Source organism: Escherichia sp. TC-EC600-tetX4 (genome assembly GCF_019356055.1).
Lineage (GTDB): Bacteria > Pseudomonadota > Gammaproteobacteria > Enterobacterales > Enterobacteriaceae.
On sequence record NZ_CP079924.1, the window covers coordinates 3,242,438 to 3,256,847 of the forward strand.

At 54.3% G+C, this 14,410-nt stretch carries 13 protein-coding genes; 4 read left to right on the top strand and 9 right to left on the bottom strand.

Annotation, left to right across the window (positions count from 1 at the left end; all coding sequences use genetic code 11):
* Positions 1 to 76 precede the first annotated feature (76 nt).
* A complete protein-coding gene (locus tag KXD89_RS15780; RefSeq protein WP_000029814.1) occupies positions 77 to 1,297 on the top strand; it encodes a phosphoadenosine phosphosulfate reductase in 1,221 nt (406 codons plus the stop codon).
* On the top strand, positions 1,270 to 1,899 hold the full coding sequence (locus tag KXD89_RS15785) for a ParB/RepB/Spo0J family partition protein (RefSeq protein WP_000502945.1): 630 nt from the start codon (positions 1,270 to 1,272) through the stop codon (positions 1,897 to 1,899). Before KXD89_RS15780 ends, KXD89_RS15785 begins: the two co-directional genes overlap by 28 nt.
* Here the strand turns inward: KXD89_RS15785 and ybdL are convergent, their stop codons facing one another.
* Positions 1,900 to 3,060 carry a methionine-oxo-acid transaminase gene (gene ybdL / locus KXD89_RS15790; protein ID WP_000183907.1) on the bottom strand — a complete coding sequence of 387 codons (1,161 nt, stop codon included), beginning with the start codon at positions 3,058 to 3,060 and terminating at the stop codon, positions 1,900 to 1,902. It lies immediately after the preceding gene.
* Between the two features lie 108 nt (positions 3,061 to 3,168).
* Between ybdL and hcxA the strand changes: the two genes are divergently transcribed.
* The gene (gene hcxA / locus KXD89_RS15795) at positions 3,169 to 4,257 is read left to right on the top strand and encodes a hydroxycarboxylate dehydrogenase HcxA (RefSeq protein WP_001120441.1); all 1,089 of its coding nucleotides are present in this window, start codon (positions 3,169 to 3,171) and stop codon (positions 4,255 to 4,257) included.
* Positions 4,258 to 4,266: 9 nt separating this feature from the next.
* On the opposite strand, the gene KXD89_RS15800 is transcribed toward hcxA, so the two are convergent.
* The 7 genes from KXD89_RS15800 to entC form a co-directional block, all read right to left on the bottom strand.
* Positions 4,267 to 4,464 carry a YbdD/YjiX family protein gene (locus KXD89_RS15800; RefSeq protein ID WP_000460431.1) on the bottom strand — a complete coding sequence of 66 codons (198 nt, stop codon included), beginning with the start codon at positions 4,462 to 4,464 and terminating at the stop codon, positions 4,267 to 4,269.
* A gap of 182 nt (positions 4,465 to 4,646) precedes the next feature.
* Entirely contained in the window at positions 4,647 to 6,752 is a 2,106-nt protein-coding gene (gene cstA / locus KXD89_RS15805) for a pyruvate/proton symporter CstA (protein ID WP_001043156.1), read from the bottom strand.
* A 180-nt stretch (positions 6,753 to 6,932) separates the two neighbouring features.
* Positions 6,933 to 7,346 (bottom strand): proofreading thioesterase EntH, encoded by a 414-nt coding sequence (gene entH, locus KXD89_RS15810; RefSeq protein WP_000637953.1) that lies wholly within the window; start codon positions 7,344 to 7,346, stop codon positions 6,933 to 6,935.
* A 2-nt stretch (positions 7,347 to 7,348) separates the two neighbouring features.
* The gene (gene entA, locus KXD89_RS15815) at positions 7,349 to 8,095 is read right to left on the bottom strand and encodes a 2,3-dihydro-2,3-dihydroxybenzoate dehydrogenase EntA (RefSeq protein ID WP_000347651.1); all 747 of its coding nucleotides are present in this window, start codon (positions 8,093 to 8,095) and stop codon (positions 7,349 to 7,351) included.
* Positions 8,095 to 8,952, bottom strand: coding sequence for an enterobactin biosynthesis bifunctional isochorismatase/aryl carrier protein EntB (entB, locus tag KXD89_RS15820; protein ID WP_001007138.1), 858 nt, complete (start codon positions 8,950 to 8,952; stop codon positions 8,095 to 8,097). The genes entA and entB overlap by 1 nt, the downstream gene beginning before the upstream one ends.
* Positions 8,953 to 8,965: 13 nt before the next feature.
* Positions 8,966 to 10,576 carry a (2,3-dihydroxybenzoyl)adenylate synthase EntE gene (gene entE / locus KXD89_RS15825; protein WP_000026812.1) on the bottom strand — a complete coding sequence of 537 codons (1,611 nt, stop codon included), beginning with the start codon at positions 10,574 to 10,576 and terminating at the stop codon, positions 8,966 to 8,968.
* 9 nt (positions 10,577 to 10,585) lie between these two features.
* Positions 10,586 to 11,761 (bottom strand): isochorismate synthase EntC, encoded by a 1,176-nt coding sequence (entC, locus tag KXD89_RS15830; RefSeq protein ID WP_000381303.1) that lies wholly within the window; start codon positions 11,759 to 11,761, stop codon positions 10,586 to 10,588.
* A 374-nt stretch (positions 11,762 to 12,135) separates the two neighbouring features.
* On the opposite strand from entC, the gene fepB reads away from it, so the two are divergent.
* Positions 12,136 to 13,092, top strand: coding sequence for a Fe2+-enterobactin ABC transporter substrate-binding protein (fepB, locus tag KXD89_RS15835; RefSeq protein WP_001234311.1), 957 nt, complete (start codon positions 12,136 to 12,138; stop codon positions 13,090 to 13,092).
* Between the two features lie 3 nt (positions 13,093 to 13,095).
* On the opposite strand, the gene entS is transcribed toward fepB, so the two are convergent.
* Entirely contained in the window at positions 13,096 to 14,346 is a 1,251-nt protein-coding gene (gene entS / locus KXD89_RS15840) for an enterobactin transporter EntS (protein ID WP_001041786.1), read from the bottom strand.
* Positions 14,347 to 14,410: the final 64 nt, after the last annotated feature.

A 14,410-nucleotide genomic window follows, 5' to 3' on the forward strand; every position in this document is an offset into this window, starting at 1 on the left:
TGCTTTACAGTGTTTACTTTATAATTAACAGACTTATCTCACTGATCACCCTGTAACGTTCAGAGAGCGTCTTCAGATGTCTATTTATAAAATTCCTCTTCCGCTCAATATTCTGGAAGCTGCACGAGAGCGTATTACCTGGACACTCAACACCCTACCCCGCGTTTGTGTCTCATTTTCTGGCGGCAAAGACTCTGGTTTAATGCTGCATCTGACAGCCGAACTTGCCCGACAAATGGGCAAAAAAATCTGCGTTTTGTTTATCGACTGGGAGGCGCAATTCTCTTGCACCATTAACTATGTTCAGTCCCTGCGCGAGTTGTACACCGATGTCATCGAAGAGTTTTACTGGGTTGCGCTCCCGCTTACGACGCAAAATTCCCTTTCACAATACCAACCCGAATGGCAGTGCTGGGAACCTGATGTCGAATGGGTACGTCAACCTCCCCAAGATGCGATAACCGACCCTGACTTTTTCTGCTTTTACCAGCCAGGCATGACCTTCGAACAATTTGTACGTGAGTTTGCCGAATGGTTTTCACAAAAACGTCCGGCGGCGATGATGATCGGCATCCGTGCGGATGAGTCCTACAACCGTTTTGTCGCCATCGCCAGTTTAAATAAACAACGTTTTGCCGACGATAAACCCTGGACTACGGCCGCACCAGGCGGTCATAGCTGGTACATTTACCCCATTTACGACTGGAAAGTGGCTGATATCTGGACCTGGTATGCAAATCATCAAAGTCTCTGCAACCCACTGTATAACCTAATGTATCAGGCAGGCGTTCCTCTGCGTCATATGCGAATTTGCGAACCTTTTGGCCCGGAGCAACGACAAGGATTATGGCTCTATCACGTTATCGAACCGGATCGCTGGGCTGCTATGTGCGCACGAGTCAGCGGGGTAAAAAGTGGCGGCATTTACGCCGGACATGACAATCATTTCTATGGGCATCGGAAAATCCTCAAGCCAGAACATTTAGACTGGCAAGAATATGCATTATTGCTGCTCAATAGCATGCCGGAAAAAACAGCTGAGCATTACCGCAATAAAATCGCCATTTATTTGCACTGGTATCAGAAAAAAGGCATCGAGGTTCCACAAACCCAGCAAGGGGACATTGGCGCGAAAGATATCCCCTCCTGGCGGCGGATATGCAAAGTTTTACTCAATAACGATTACTGGTGTCGGGCATTATCATTTAGCCCCACAAAATCGAAGAACTATCAGCGTTATAACGAACGGATAAAAGGAAAACGTCAGGAATGGGGGATACTATGCAACAACGATTAACGCAGGATTTAACGCAATTTCTCGCCAGCTTGCCGGAAGATGATCGCATCAAAGCGATTAATGAAATCCGCATGGCGATCCATCAGGTTAGCCCCTTTCGTGAAGAGCCAGTGGATTGCGTTCTGTGGGTTAAAAACAGCCAACTTATGCCTAATGATTACAACCCAAACAACGTGGCACCACCCGAAAAAAAACTGCTGCAAAAATCCATTGAAATAGATGGTTTTACCCAACCCATTGTGGTCACACATACGGATAAAAATGCCATGGAAATCGTGGATGGTTTTCACCGCCATGAAATTGGTAAAGGCTCATCATCATTAAAATTACGCTTAAAAGGTTATTTGCCGGTGACCTGTCTGGAAGGTACGCGTAATCAACGCATCGCCGCGACTATTCGTCATAATCGCGCTCGTGGACGCCATCAAATCACCGCCATGTCGGAAATCGTCCGTGAACTTAGCCAGTTGGGATGGGACGATAATAAAATTGGCAAAGAGCTGGGAATGGACAGCGACGAAGTGCTGCGCCTGAAGCAAATTAACGGCCTGCAAGAGTTGTTTGCCGACCGTCAATATTCCCGCGCCTGGACGGTTAAATAGCTAAAGCTGGCGCAGGCGTTCAGCTGCTGCCAGCAACGTCGATTCCTTCTTGGCAAAACAGAGACGAATCAGTTTATGTGGGAAGGGATCGGCGCAAAACACCGACAGCGGAATCGCCGCTACGCCGTGCTCCTGCGTCAGCCACTGGCAAAACTCAACATCATCCAGGGTAGAAACCGCGCTGTAATCCACCAGCAAAAAGTATGTACCTTCACACGGTAAAATCTCCAGCCGGCTTTCATTTAAAGCATTCACCAGAATATCGCGCTTCTGGCGATAAAAGTCCGGTAACGCAAGATAATGCTCAGGTTCTGCACGTAGCATATCAGCAAGCGCCAGCTGTGCCGGGGTATTCACCGAAAAGGTCAGATACTGATGTACCTTGCGAATTTCGGCGCTGATGGGCGCTGGCGCAACACAATAACCCACTTTCCAGCCGGTCATATGATAGGTCTTGCCAAATGAAGAAACCGCCACTGCCCGCTCACGCAGCTGCGGATGCGCCAGCACACTGGCATGGCCCTGTTGTGAAAAGTTGATGTGCTCGTAGACTTCATCGCTAATGACAAAAATCTCGTGCCCGGCGATCGCCTGCCACAAAGCGGCGAAATCAGCCTGCTGCCAGACAGTTGCACTGGGGTTATGCGGAGTGTTGAGGATCACCAGTCTGGTGCGCTCGCTTAATAATGCGGCAAATTCCTGCCAGTCAACGCGAAAATGCGGTGGTTGCAGTGCCATACGCTTCACTATTCCCCCAGAAAGCGCGATGGCGGGGGCGTAACTGTCATAGCTGGGATCAAAACAAATCACTTCATCGCCATTGCGCACCAGTGCGGTAATCGCCGCGTATAACGCTTCCGTCGCCCCTGCCGTTACGGTGATATCGCTATCGGCATCTGGTTGATAGCCATACAAACGTTCCGTTTTCTGAGCAATCGCCTCGCGCAAGGCCTGCACGCCGGTCATGGGCGCGTATTGGTTTGCCCCCTGTGCAACGTGGTGCGCCAGCCGCTCCTGTAAATAGCGCGGACCATCAAAATCAGGAAAGCCTTGCGACAGGTTAATCGCCTGGTGTTGCTGCGCCAGCGCGCTCATCTGGGTGAAAATAGTGGTGCCAAGTTGTGGAAGTTTGCTTTGTGGAATCAGAGGGTTATTTGTCATTTTTATTGTACCTGACGAAGTTGCGTGTTGAAGGCACTATAACACGATGCTAGTATTTGGCAATCAAGACGTTTAGATGTCTAAATAAAACAATAAGGACAACACAACATGCCTCACAATCCTATCCGCGTGGTCGTCGGCCCGGCTAACTACTTTTCACATCCAGGAAGTTTCAATCACCTGCACGATTTTTTCACTGATGAACAACTTTCTCGCGCGGTGTGGATCTACGGCAAACGCGCCATTGCTGCGGCGCAAACCAAACTTCCGCCAGCGTTTGGACTGCCAGGGGCAAAGCATATTTTGTTTCGCGGTCATTGCAGCGAAAGCGATGTACAACAACTGGCGGCTGAGTCCGGTGACGACCGCAGCGTGGTGATTGGCGTCGGTGGCGGTGCACTGCTCGACACCGCGAAAGCCCTCGCCCGCCGTCTCGGTCTGCCGTTTGTTGCCGTTCCGACGATCGCCGCCACCTGCGCCGCCTGGACACCGCTCTCCGTCTGGTATAATGATGCCGGACAGGCGCTGCATTATGAGATTTTCGACGACGCCAATTTTATGGTGCTGGTGGAACCGGAGATTATCCTCAATGCACCGCAACAATATCTGCTGGCGGGGATCGGTGACACGCTGGCGAAATGGTATGAAGCGGTGGTGCTGGCTCCGCAACCAGAAACGTTGCCGCTAACCGTGCGACTGGGGATCAATAATGCGCAAGCCATTCGCGACGTCTTGTTAAACAGTAGCGAACAGGCGCTGAGCGATCAGCAAAATCAACAGTTAACGCAATCATTTTGCGATGTGGTGGATGCTATTATTGCTGGTGGTGGGATGGTTGGTGGTCTGGGCGATCGTTTTACGCGTGTGGCGGCAGCTCATGCCGTGCATAACGGTCTGACCGTGCTGCCGCAAACCGAGAAGTTTCTCCACGGCACCAAAGTCGCCTACGGAATTCTGGTGCAAAGCGCCTTGCTGGGTCAGGATGATGTGCTGGCGCAATTAACTGGAGCGTATCAGCGTTTTCATCTGCCGACTACACTGGCGGAGCTGGAAGTGGATATCAATAATCAGGCGGAGATCGACAAAGTGATTGCCCACACCCTGCGTCCGGTGGAGTCCATTCATTACCTGCCAGTCACGCTGACACCAGATACGTTGCGTGCAGCGTTCAAAAAAGTGGAATCGTTTAAAGCCTGACGTACAAATTTAGCAGCAGCGCGCGCCGCCTTTTCCACCGTAGCGCGCGTCCTGCCGCTCACGGAAAAACTCTTCGTAGGTCATCGGCGTTTGATCGGGATGGTTAACCCGCATATGTTCGACATAGTTGTCGTAATCAGGCATACCAATCATCAGCTTCGCCGCCTGACCTAAATATTTTCCGGCTTTTGCCAGTGAATCAAACATCTTGGCCTCCGCTAACCATGTTGCTGAAAGAGTGCCGGATGCGGCGTGAACGCCTTATCCGGCCTACAAATGCTATCAACGCGCTCGGTCAGTCCCCTCGCCCCACCGGGGAGAGGGTTAGGGTGAGAGGGAACCCTGGGCACTAAGCCAACATTCGCCAACATCCCCCCCTCACTCTGACTTTAGTGTGCGCCTTTTGCCTGCGCCACGATCTCCTCGACATTTTCCGGCATTGGTTCATACGGCGTTTCTTTCGCCGTTGGCTTCGGATCTTTCAATGCCGCAAGTGCCGTCTTAATCGAGAACAGTGCCAGAACCACCACGACCACCATAAAGAAGATGGTTAACCCGGCATCCAGACGGTTGTTGAACACCAGTTGCGCCAGCTGTGACTCAGTATACTGCGACGGAATATTGCCGCTGTCGATCATTGCCTGGAACTTATTAGCAATGGCCAGGAAGCCGACTTTCGCATCCGGGCTAAACGCTTTCTGCCAGCCTGCGGTCAGGGTACAAATCAGCAGCCAGGCCGTTGGTACCAGCGCCACCCAGGCGTAACGTTGACGTTTCATCTTGAACAACACCACGGCACAGAGCATCAGCGCCATCCCTGCCAGCATCTGGTTGGCAATACCAAACAGCGGCCACAGAGTGTTAATGCCGCCCAGCGGATCGACCACGCCCTGATGGAGGAAGTAGCCCCACGCCAGTACGCACAGCGCTGTTGCCAGCAGGTTAGCAGGCAGTGAATCGGTCCGCTTCAGGCCAGGAGACACCACGCCCAGCAGATCCTGCAACATAAAGCGCGCAGCACGCGTACCTGCATCCACCGCCGTCAGAATAAACAGTGCTTCAAACAAAATGGCGAAGTGATACCAGAACGCCACATCCATCATGCCGCCCAGCGCGCCGTGCAGAATGTAGGCCATCCCCACCGCCAGCGTCGGCGCACCGCCCGCACGGGAAATGATCGACTGTTCACCCACTTCGCTGGCAATCTGGTTTAGCGTATCTGGTGTAATGCTAAAGCCCCAGCTACTCACCACCTGCGCGGCAGAAGCGACCACATCCGCCGTCCCTGCCGGAGCCAGCACCGCCATCGGGCTGTTCATGGCAAAATACACGCCCGGATCGATGATACAGGCGGAAACCAGCGCCATAATCGCCACGAAGGATTCCATTAACATCCCACCGTAGCCGATAAAGCACGCCTGCCCTTCGTTCGCCAGCATCTTCGGCGTGGTCCCAGAAGAGATCAGCGCATGGAAGCCAGACACCGCGCCACAGGCGATGGTGATAAACAGGAACGGGAACAGGTTACCGGTCCATACCGGGCCAGTGCCATCGACAAATTTGGTCAGCGCAGGCATGGTCAGCGTCGGGCGCATAATCAAAATGCCTACCGCCAGACCGACGATAGTCCCGATTTTCAGGAAGGTAGAGAGGTAGTCACGCGGGGCCAGCAGTAACCACACCGGCAGCACCGCCGCCACAAAACCGTAACCCACCAGCATCCAGGTCAACTGCACGCCGGTAAAGTCAAAGTACGGTGCCCAGGTCGGACTTTCTGCCACCCAGCCGCCAGAGATAATGGCGAAAATCAGGAATACCAGACCGATGACCGACACTTCGCCAATACGCCCCGGACGCAGATAGCGCAGGTAGATCCCCATAAACAGCGCCAGCGGAATGGTGAACGCAACGGTATATGTTCCCCACGGGCTATGAGTCAGGGCTTTCACCACGATCATCGCCAGCACTGCAAGGATAATGACCATGATCATAAAGCAGGCCACCAGCGCAATCACCCCGGCGGTTGGCCCCATCTCTTCTTTGACCAGCTCACCCAGCGAGCGACCGTCACGGCGCGTAGAAACAAACAGCACCATGAAATCCTGCACCGCACCGGCGAGAACCACCCCAGCGAGCAGCCAGATCATCCCCGGCAGGTAGCCCATTTGCGCCGCCAGTACCGGCCCCACCAGCGGACCTGCTCCGGCAATGGCCGCAAAATGGTGACCGAACAGCACTTTCTTGTCCGTCGGCACATAGTCCAGCCCGTCGTTATGGCGCACCGCTGGCGTCATACGCGTCGGGTCAACCGCCAGCACATTTTTGGCGATATACAGCCCATAAAAACGGTAAGCGATCAGATAGATACAGACCGACGCCACCACAATCCACAGCGCGTTGATCTGTTCCCCACGATTTAAAGCAATGTATCCCAGAGCAAATGCTCCCATTACAGAGAGCACTGTCCAGACGAGGTATTTCCCTGATTTGTTCATAGTTGTTATCCGTGTGCGTGTCCATAGAGATGTTACATTTTGTTTCTATAACATCTTTGTACAATTTAACAACACAGCAACCATGTAAATCGGAGTTGAAACCAATATTTAACTTAACAATGTTAACTCGATCACTCCGTTAACCGAGTTTTCCTGCAATCTCATCTAATTCTGTCGGGTTCATCCCAAAACTGCCGTACCCAGCCGACAAGTGCAGCAACGCCGCCCCTGTTCATCGAAAACGACGATTTCCCAGCTCTGATTTTGCCGACCAAGATGCAGCGGCTGGCAGACGCCGCGTACCTTTCCCTCAGACACCGGGCGATGGTGTGTTGCATTAAGTTCTGTGCCTACCACACACTGTCCGTCGCGGGTCATCATAAATCCGGCCATCGATCCCAGCGTTTCCGCCAGCGCCGCCGACGCGCCGCCATGTAGTAAACCGAACGGCTGATGAGTACGGGTATCAACCGGCATTTCGGCTTCCAGCACATCATCGCCCAGACGGGTATACACAATTCCCAGATGCGCCACCATTGTGTTATCGCTGGTGGCGTTCAGTTCGTCGAGCGTTAAATGGCGTTTCCAGATCATGCTTATGCCCCCAGCGTTGAGCCGCCATCGACCACAATATCCTGTAGGGTAATATGGCTGGCGAGGTCAGAGGCGAGGAACAAAATCGTGTTGGCGATCTCTTGTGGACGGGCGATTTTCCCCAGCGGAATGCCGAGTTTAAACTGCTCGCCAAAGCCGCGAATACGCTGTTCTTCGGCGTCATCGCTCACCCACAGCGTGCGTTGCATATCGGTGTCGGTGGAGCCAGGCGAAACCACATTACAGCGCACGCCGCTACCCGCCAGTTCCAGCCCGACGCTCAACGCCAGGCTTTTCAGCGCCGCTTTCGATGCGCCATAAGCACTCATGCCAATACGCGGCGTGTGCGCGGCGTCGGACGCCACAGTGACAATCGCCCCGCCCCGCTGACGGCGAAACTGGTTCATGGTTTGCTGGAACAGGTTAAACGCACCGCCGACGTTAACCGCAAAAGTCTGCTGCCAGTCCTCTTTACTGAGCTGATCGGTCGCGCCCATGCGTAAAATTCCCGCCGCATTGACCAGCGCGTCCAGTCGCTCCGTTTCAGCTAACAGTCGCTGACACACTTGCGCGACCTGCGCAGCGTCGGCAACATCCATCACTTCGGTCGCAAAGGGATATTGCTCCTGAGTGAACGCTTGATCAAAACCTGTAACTTTCGCTCCCGCCTCAACAAACGCCAGCGCCGTGGCGTAGCCGATACCTTTACCTGCGCCGGTTACCCAGACATTTTTACCGCTGAAATCCATTATTTCACCTCGCGGGAGAGTAGCTTCCACCAGGCGTCGATGGTCGGGTTTTTCGCCAGCATGACAAAGTCGATATCACCATGCACTTTGCGCCAGCGCGCCGCCAGCGCCATCATGCGCACCGAATCCAGACCGTAGTCGATCAGGTTGTCGTCATCGAACGGTTCATCGGACTCGTCCAGCAACGGCAGGATCACCTCACGCAGCGCCGCTTTGCTGGCGGGGATAGGTGCTGGCAGTAATTCTTCAGTCATCACCACCCGGCCAGAACGTCCGGCCACATATTTCAGCGACATCAAATGCTCGTCACGGCTGAAATCGGCCAGCGCATCCGCCACCATAAACGGTTTAATATCGCGCATAAATGCGTCGGTTGCGGTGGTCATACAGCCAATGTGGGCATATACCCCGGTAATAATCAGCTGGTTACGTCCACTCTCTTTCAGCATTTGCTCCAGCGGAGAACGATGAAACGCGCTGTAGCGCCACTTCACCAGCACCGTGTCGTCGGCATCTGGCGTCAGGCGATCCACCACCTTTTGCTGTTCCGGCGAGCGGGTCAGGCCCGGCCCCCACATATCATTCAACAGCGCCCGATCTTCATCGCTCTGCTCTTTCGGCTGGGCGGTGTAATAAACCGGGATATTGTGCTGTTTGCAGTAGTCGCGCAGCGCAGCAATATTCGCGATCACCTGCTCCATCATCGGGCAGTTCTCGCCCCAGAAGCTGACAAAATAGTCCTGCATATCATGGATTAACAACGCGGCACGTTGCGGTTCAAAGGCCCAGTCAACTTTATTCTGCGGAATATCGTGAGACTCCGGCAGTGCGTAAGCCTGTAATTTTGGAATAGCCATCGTGTTCTCTCCTTCAGGCTGATGCGCGTGACGCCAGCCACTGACGTAATTGTTTTTTATCGACTTTCCCGACCGCCGTCAGCGGAAGTGAATCCACACACTCCACGCGATCCGGTAATTTAAATTCGGCAATACCCTGTTCACGCAGGAAACGACGCACCTGCACCGCGCGCAGCGGCTCTTTTACCACCAGATAAGCGCAGCTTTTTTCGCCCATCAGCTCATCTTCCATGCTCACCAGTGCGGCGTAGATCACCGCCGGGTGGCGCAGCAGCAGGTTTTCGATCTCTTCGGCAGCGATCTTCTCGCCGCCACGGTTAATCTGATCTTTCTCGCGCCCCTGCACGGTGATGTAACCCTCTGGATCAATAGAGATCAGATCGCCGGAACAGTAAAAACCGTTGGCATCAAAGGCGCTGGCATTGTGCTGTGGACTTTTGTAATAGCCGCGGAAGGTGTACGGCCCGCGCGTCATCAGGCGTCCGACTTCCCCTTGCGGCAGTGGATTTCCTTCGGCATCGGCAACCCATACTTCGTCATCCGGACACATTGGGTAACCCTGGGTATGGATAATTTTCTCCGCGCTATCATCAAGTCGGGTGTAGTTCACCAGCCCTTCCGCCATGCCAAACACCTGCTGCAACTGACAGCCAATCTCAGCGGGAATACGCGCCGCAAGGGTGGCAGAAAGACGTGCGCCGCCGACCTGTAACAGTTTCAGCGAGGCAAGCTGCGCCCGGCTTTCGCCTTCGATCAGCGCCTGCAACCACAGGCTGACTGCGGGTGGCACCAGCGCGGTAACGTTAACCTGATGTTTTTCAATCAATGGGAAACAGAGCGTGGCGCTGGGATCGGCCGCCAGAACAACCGTTCCTCCGGCAAGAAAGACGCCCAGCGATCCTGGCGAACTCATGGCGTAGTTATGAGCCGCCGGGATCGCGCACAGGTAGCGTGTCTGTTGTGTGAACTGACAAATCTCGACGCTACGACGCACGCTGTAGTAGTAGTCGTTATGAGTGCGCGGGATCAGTTTCGGTGTGCCGGTGGTGCCACCGGAAAGCTGGAAATAGGCCACTTCATCAGCAGGTGATGGCGTGGCAGTAAAATCCTCAGCCGGATGGTTAATCGCATCCTGCAAGTTATGCTCACCGCTGTCGTTGAGCAGTTGCACCACGCGAATGGAGGAATGTTCTGTGACGAAAGTATTGAGGAAATCATCCCCGCTAAACAGCGCATGTTGGCGATCGGCAATCAGCAATGCGGGTTCAATCTGGCTGGCATAGGCGTTCAGTTCACTACGCTGATGGCTGAACAACGCCAGCACCGGCGCAACGCCCAGTTTCAGCAGCGCGAAAAAGGTAATATACAATTCAGCGACGTTACCCAGTTGTACCAGCGCGGTTTCACCAGGTTTAATGCCCTGACGGCGTAAACTACACGCGAGGTTATCCGCCGCCTGATTCAGCTCCCGATAACTCAACTGTCGCTCGCCGTCGATAACCGCGATGCTGTCACTCGCAGCATGTCGCGTCAGAATGTCGGTCAGCGGCAAATCCTGCCAGTAGCCTTTTTCCCGATAGCGACGGGCAAACTCTTCCGGCCAGCGGGTGAATGGAATGCTCATCCTCGCTCCTTAATGCAATCCAAAAACGTTCAACATGGTAGAAAGTTTGACGCCTGTTTCGCGCCACTCACCCAACGGTGACGACGCAGGCACAATCCCCGCTCCGGCAAACAGACGCACCTGATTTTCCCGCAGCTTCGCGCAGCGGATGGTCACCACCCATTCGCCGTTACCTTCGCTGTCACACCAACCCACAATGCCGCCAAACAGTTCGCGGTCGAACGGTTCCAGTTCAGCAATAACCTGGGTCGCGGCCTGATGCGGGAAACCGCTCAGCGCGGGGGTCGGATGCAGCAGACAGGCCAGAGTCAGTGCGTTTTCTTGCGAATTCGCTTTACCTTCAAAGGGAGTTGCGAGATGCCACAGCGTCGGCGTGGTGATCAGCTGTGGAGAAGAAGGAACGTGTAACTCACTACTGCGTTCGCGCAGTACCTCTTTCATCGCCTGAGTCACCAGTTCATGTTCATGGCGATCTTTTTCTGACGCCAGCAGACGATTACCTGCTTCGCGATCGAGCACTTCATCCGGCTGACGACGCGCGGAACCGGCTAACGGAATGGAGCTAAAACGCTCGCCGTCTTTACGTAGCAGCAGTTCCGGGCTGGCCCCCAGCAGGACGCCACCATCAGCCAGCGGAACATGGAAGTTGTAACTAACCGGGTTTTGCGCAATCAACCGTTCCAGCAATACGCCACTATCAATGGCGGCGTCAGTGGTGATATCAATCAACCGTGACAACACCACTTTGTCGACCTGCGGCGTGGCGGTAAGTGCGGCGGCGCGGGCAACCATCTGTTCAAACGTGGTTTGCTCCGGAATTGCCTGGCGTTCCACCACATTCAGCGACTGGCTGCGGGTGAAACGGCGTGCGGAAGCTTGTTTTTCCTGACGGGAGAACGACTGCCAGGATTCAGGAATATACAGCGACGAAGGCTGACGTGGATCGAAGGGAATCGCCCCGACCATCACCGGATTTTTGATGCCCTGCGCTTTGGCATCGGCAAACAGCGCGGCGAGTTTTTGCTGGAAGGGACTGTCGGGCGAATCCCCGTTCACAGCCGGTTCATCGAAGCGGGCGAAACATCCTGACGTCGTAAAACTGCGGTACGGCGACATAAAGAAAAAGCGATTGGGCGCAAGTGTTGCCATGGTCTGCTGTACTTCCTCAGCCAGTGACGTATCCATATCATCCTCCACAAAATGATAAAGGCTTTAATAATGATTATCATTTATATTTTCGGTCGCTAACCTAAAAGCAAACGCGCACTATGTCAACTCTTGAGGTAACGCAATCTGCAACTCGGGGTTGCATCTGGTTGTGGTTACAATGAAAATGAGAAGCATTATTGATGGATTCGCATAAGCGCAATGTGATGTCCTGCGCCGTTCTGCCCCCTCTCCCTTCCAGGGTGAGGGCTGGGGTGAGGGTTAATGTTCGCACCAGTGCTGGCTGTTCCCCTCACCCTAACCCTCTCCCCAAAGGGGCGAGGGGACGGATTGTGCGCTTTGTCGAATTTGTCATTACGCCCTTAACCTTATTAATAACAGGAAGCTGATTTGTGAGACTCGCCCCGCTCTACCGCAACGCCCTTCTATTAACAGGACTTTTGCTTTCAGGAATAGCCGCAGTTCAGGCCGCTGACTGGCCGCGTCAGATTACTGACAGCCGTGGCACACATACACTGGAAAGCCAGCCGCAGCGTATTGTTTCCACCAGCGTCACCCTGACCGGCTCACTGCTGGCGATTGATGCTCCGGTGATCGCCAGCGGCGCGACCACGCCGAATAACCGCGTCGCGGATGACCAGGGCTTTTTACGCCAGTGGAGCAAGGTGGCGAAAGAACGCAAACTGCAACGGCTCTATATCGGCGAACCGAGCGCCGAAGCCGTTGCCGCGCAAATGCCGGATCTGATTTTAATTAGCGCAACCGGCGGGGATTCGGCGCTGGCACTGTATGATCAGCTTTCCACCATCGCCCCGACATTAATCATCAATTACGACGACAAAAGCTGGCAGTCGCTGTTAACGCAACTTGGCGAAATTACCGGGCATGAGAAACAAGCGGCAGAGCGGATTGCGCAGTTTGATAAGCAACTGGCGGCGGCGAAAGAGCAAATCAAATTACCGCCGCAGCCGGTCACTGCCATTGTCTATACTGCCGCTGCACACAGTGCCAATCTCTGGACGCCAGAATCAGCACAAGGGCAGATGCTGGAACAACTCGGCTTTACGCTGGCGAAGTTACCCGCAGGGTTAAATGCCAGCCAAAGTCAGGGTAAACGCCATGACATCATTCAGCTTGGTGGGGAAAATCTGGCTGCAGGGTTAAATGGCGAGTCACTATTCCTGTTCGCCGGTGATCAGAAAGATGCCGATGCTATTTATGCTAATCCGCTGCTCGCGCACCTGCCTGCAGTACAAAACAAGCAGGTTTATGCGCTGGGAACCGAGACGTTCCGTCTGGATTACTACAGCGCCATGCAAGTGCTGGATAGGCTTAAGGCGCTGTTTTAAGCATTAACTGTCGGACGCTGTCACCTGCGGCGGCGTCTGGCGAAAATGTCGCAACTCCACCAGCACCAGCAATAACAACACGCCGATAATCAACAAACCAAAACCGCTCGCGCTTGCGGAAGCAACCGGTGTCATCATCGCGCCCAAACCACCCAGCAGCGCCGCGCCTATGGCATCGCCCGTCACGTTCTGCGCCGTCCACAAACCGTTAATCCGCCCTAACATCGCTTCCGGGGTTTGCGTTTGCAGCATTGTGTATTGCAGCAACGAGCTGACCGCACTCAACCAGCCGAACAGCGCCAGACAAACCACGCCTAAAATCCACATCGGCATCAGGCCAAACAGACCAATGGCGAGGAACGATCCCAGCGTGGAGAGCAGCATCAATAACCCTGGTCGCGCACTATGTGCCAGCTTCCCGCTGGTTAACGCACCAATAGCCGCGCCGAGCGGGATCGCCGCGTAGAGAAAACCAATCTGTGCCGCTGACATCTGCCAGTTGTCAGCCAGCGCCGGATACAGTACCCGCACCGCGCTCGCCATCGTCAATAAACCACCCAGCAGCGCAATCCCGCCCACCAGCGGGCTGGCAAGCAGAAAACGAAATCCTGCCAGTAATGATTTCAACGGATGCTCACGCGGCTGCGGTGGCGGTGGCAACGCCGGAAGGCTTAACAACGGTAGCAAGGTAATAAACGTGCCCGCCGCCGCCAGCCCGTAGTTCCAGGCTACGCCACCGGTCGCCAGCAATAAACCGCCAATCATGGGCGAAATCACCGACCCCAGACGCACGGTCAACATGGTGATCGCCCCGGCCTGCATTAAGTTTTCACGCCCTACCAGTGCTGGTGTCGCCGCCAATAGCGCCGTAACGCCAAGCGATGCGAAAAAACCATCCCATAAACCAAGTAAATAGATTGCCAGCAATGACGGCTCCGGCAGCAGTGCATTAAGGCACAGTCCAATGAAGCCAATGCCACAGGTGCCGCGCGCCAGCAAAATCACTTTTTTGCGCTCATAGCGATCCGCCAGCACACCGCCGACCATCAGGCCAACAAACATCGCGCCGCCGGTCAGCGTCACCGAAAGCCCCACCTGCCAGGTGGAATGTGTCATCATCTGGATCTGCACCGGCACCGCGACGCCGAGCAAACCCAGAGACACAATTGAGATGAAACGAGCGAGGAATACTGCGCGAAACGCCGGGTGCGTTTTCAACAGGCTGAGGTTAAGCAGCCAGGATTGTTTATTCATTACAATGCCTTGCCATCAAATATTTTAAATACCTATTCTTAGGCTGCACATGCTAACATATCCA

Coding starts and splice junctions, on each gene's coding strand:
- ybdL (WP_000183907.1), bottom strand. CDS start 3,060: ATGACAAATAACCCTCTGATTCCACAAAGCAAACTTCCACAACTTGGC.
- entH (WP_000637953.1), bottom strand. CDS start 7,346: ATGATCTGGAAACGCCATTTAACGCTCGACGAACTGAACGCCACCAGC.
- entC (WP_000381303.1), bottom strand. CDS start 11,761: ATGGATACGTCACTGGCTGAGGAAGTACAGCAGACCATGGCAACACTT.
- entA (WP_000347651.1), bottom strand. CDS start 8,095: ATGGATTTCAGCGGTAAAAATGTCTGGGTAACCGGCGCAGGTAAAGGT.
- entB (WP_001007138.1), bottom strand. CDS start 8,952: ATGGCTATTCCAAAATTACAGGCTTACGCACTGCCGGAGTCTCACGAT.
- entS (WP_001041786.1), bottom strand. CDS start 14,346: ATGAATAAACAATCCTGGCTGCTTAACCTCAGCCTGTTGAAAACGCAC.
- entE (WP_000026812.1), bottom strand. CDS start 10,576: ATGAGCATTCCATTCACCCGCTGGCCGGAAGAGTTTGCCCGTCGCTAT.
- cstA (WP_001043156.1), bottom strand. CDS start 6,752: ATGAACAAATCAGGGAAATACCTCGTCTGGACAGTGCTCTCTGTAATG.
- hcxA (WP_001120441.1), top strand. CDS start 3,169: ATGCCTCACAATCCTATCCGCGTGGTCGTCGGCCCGGCTAACTACTTT.
- KXD89_RS15800 (WP_000460431.1), bottom strand. CDS start 4,464: ATGTTTGATTCACTGGCAAAAGCCGGAAAATATTTAGGTCAGGCGGCG.
- KXD89_RS15785 (WP_000502945.1), top strand. CDS start 1,270: ATGGGGGATACTATGCAACAACGATTAACGCAGGATTTAACGCAATTT.
- KXD89_RS15780 (WP_000029814.1), top strand. CDS start 77: ATGTCTATTTATAAAATTCCTCTTCCGCTCAATATTCTGGAAGCTGCA.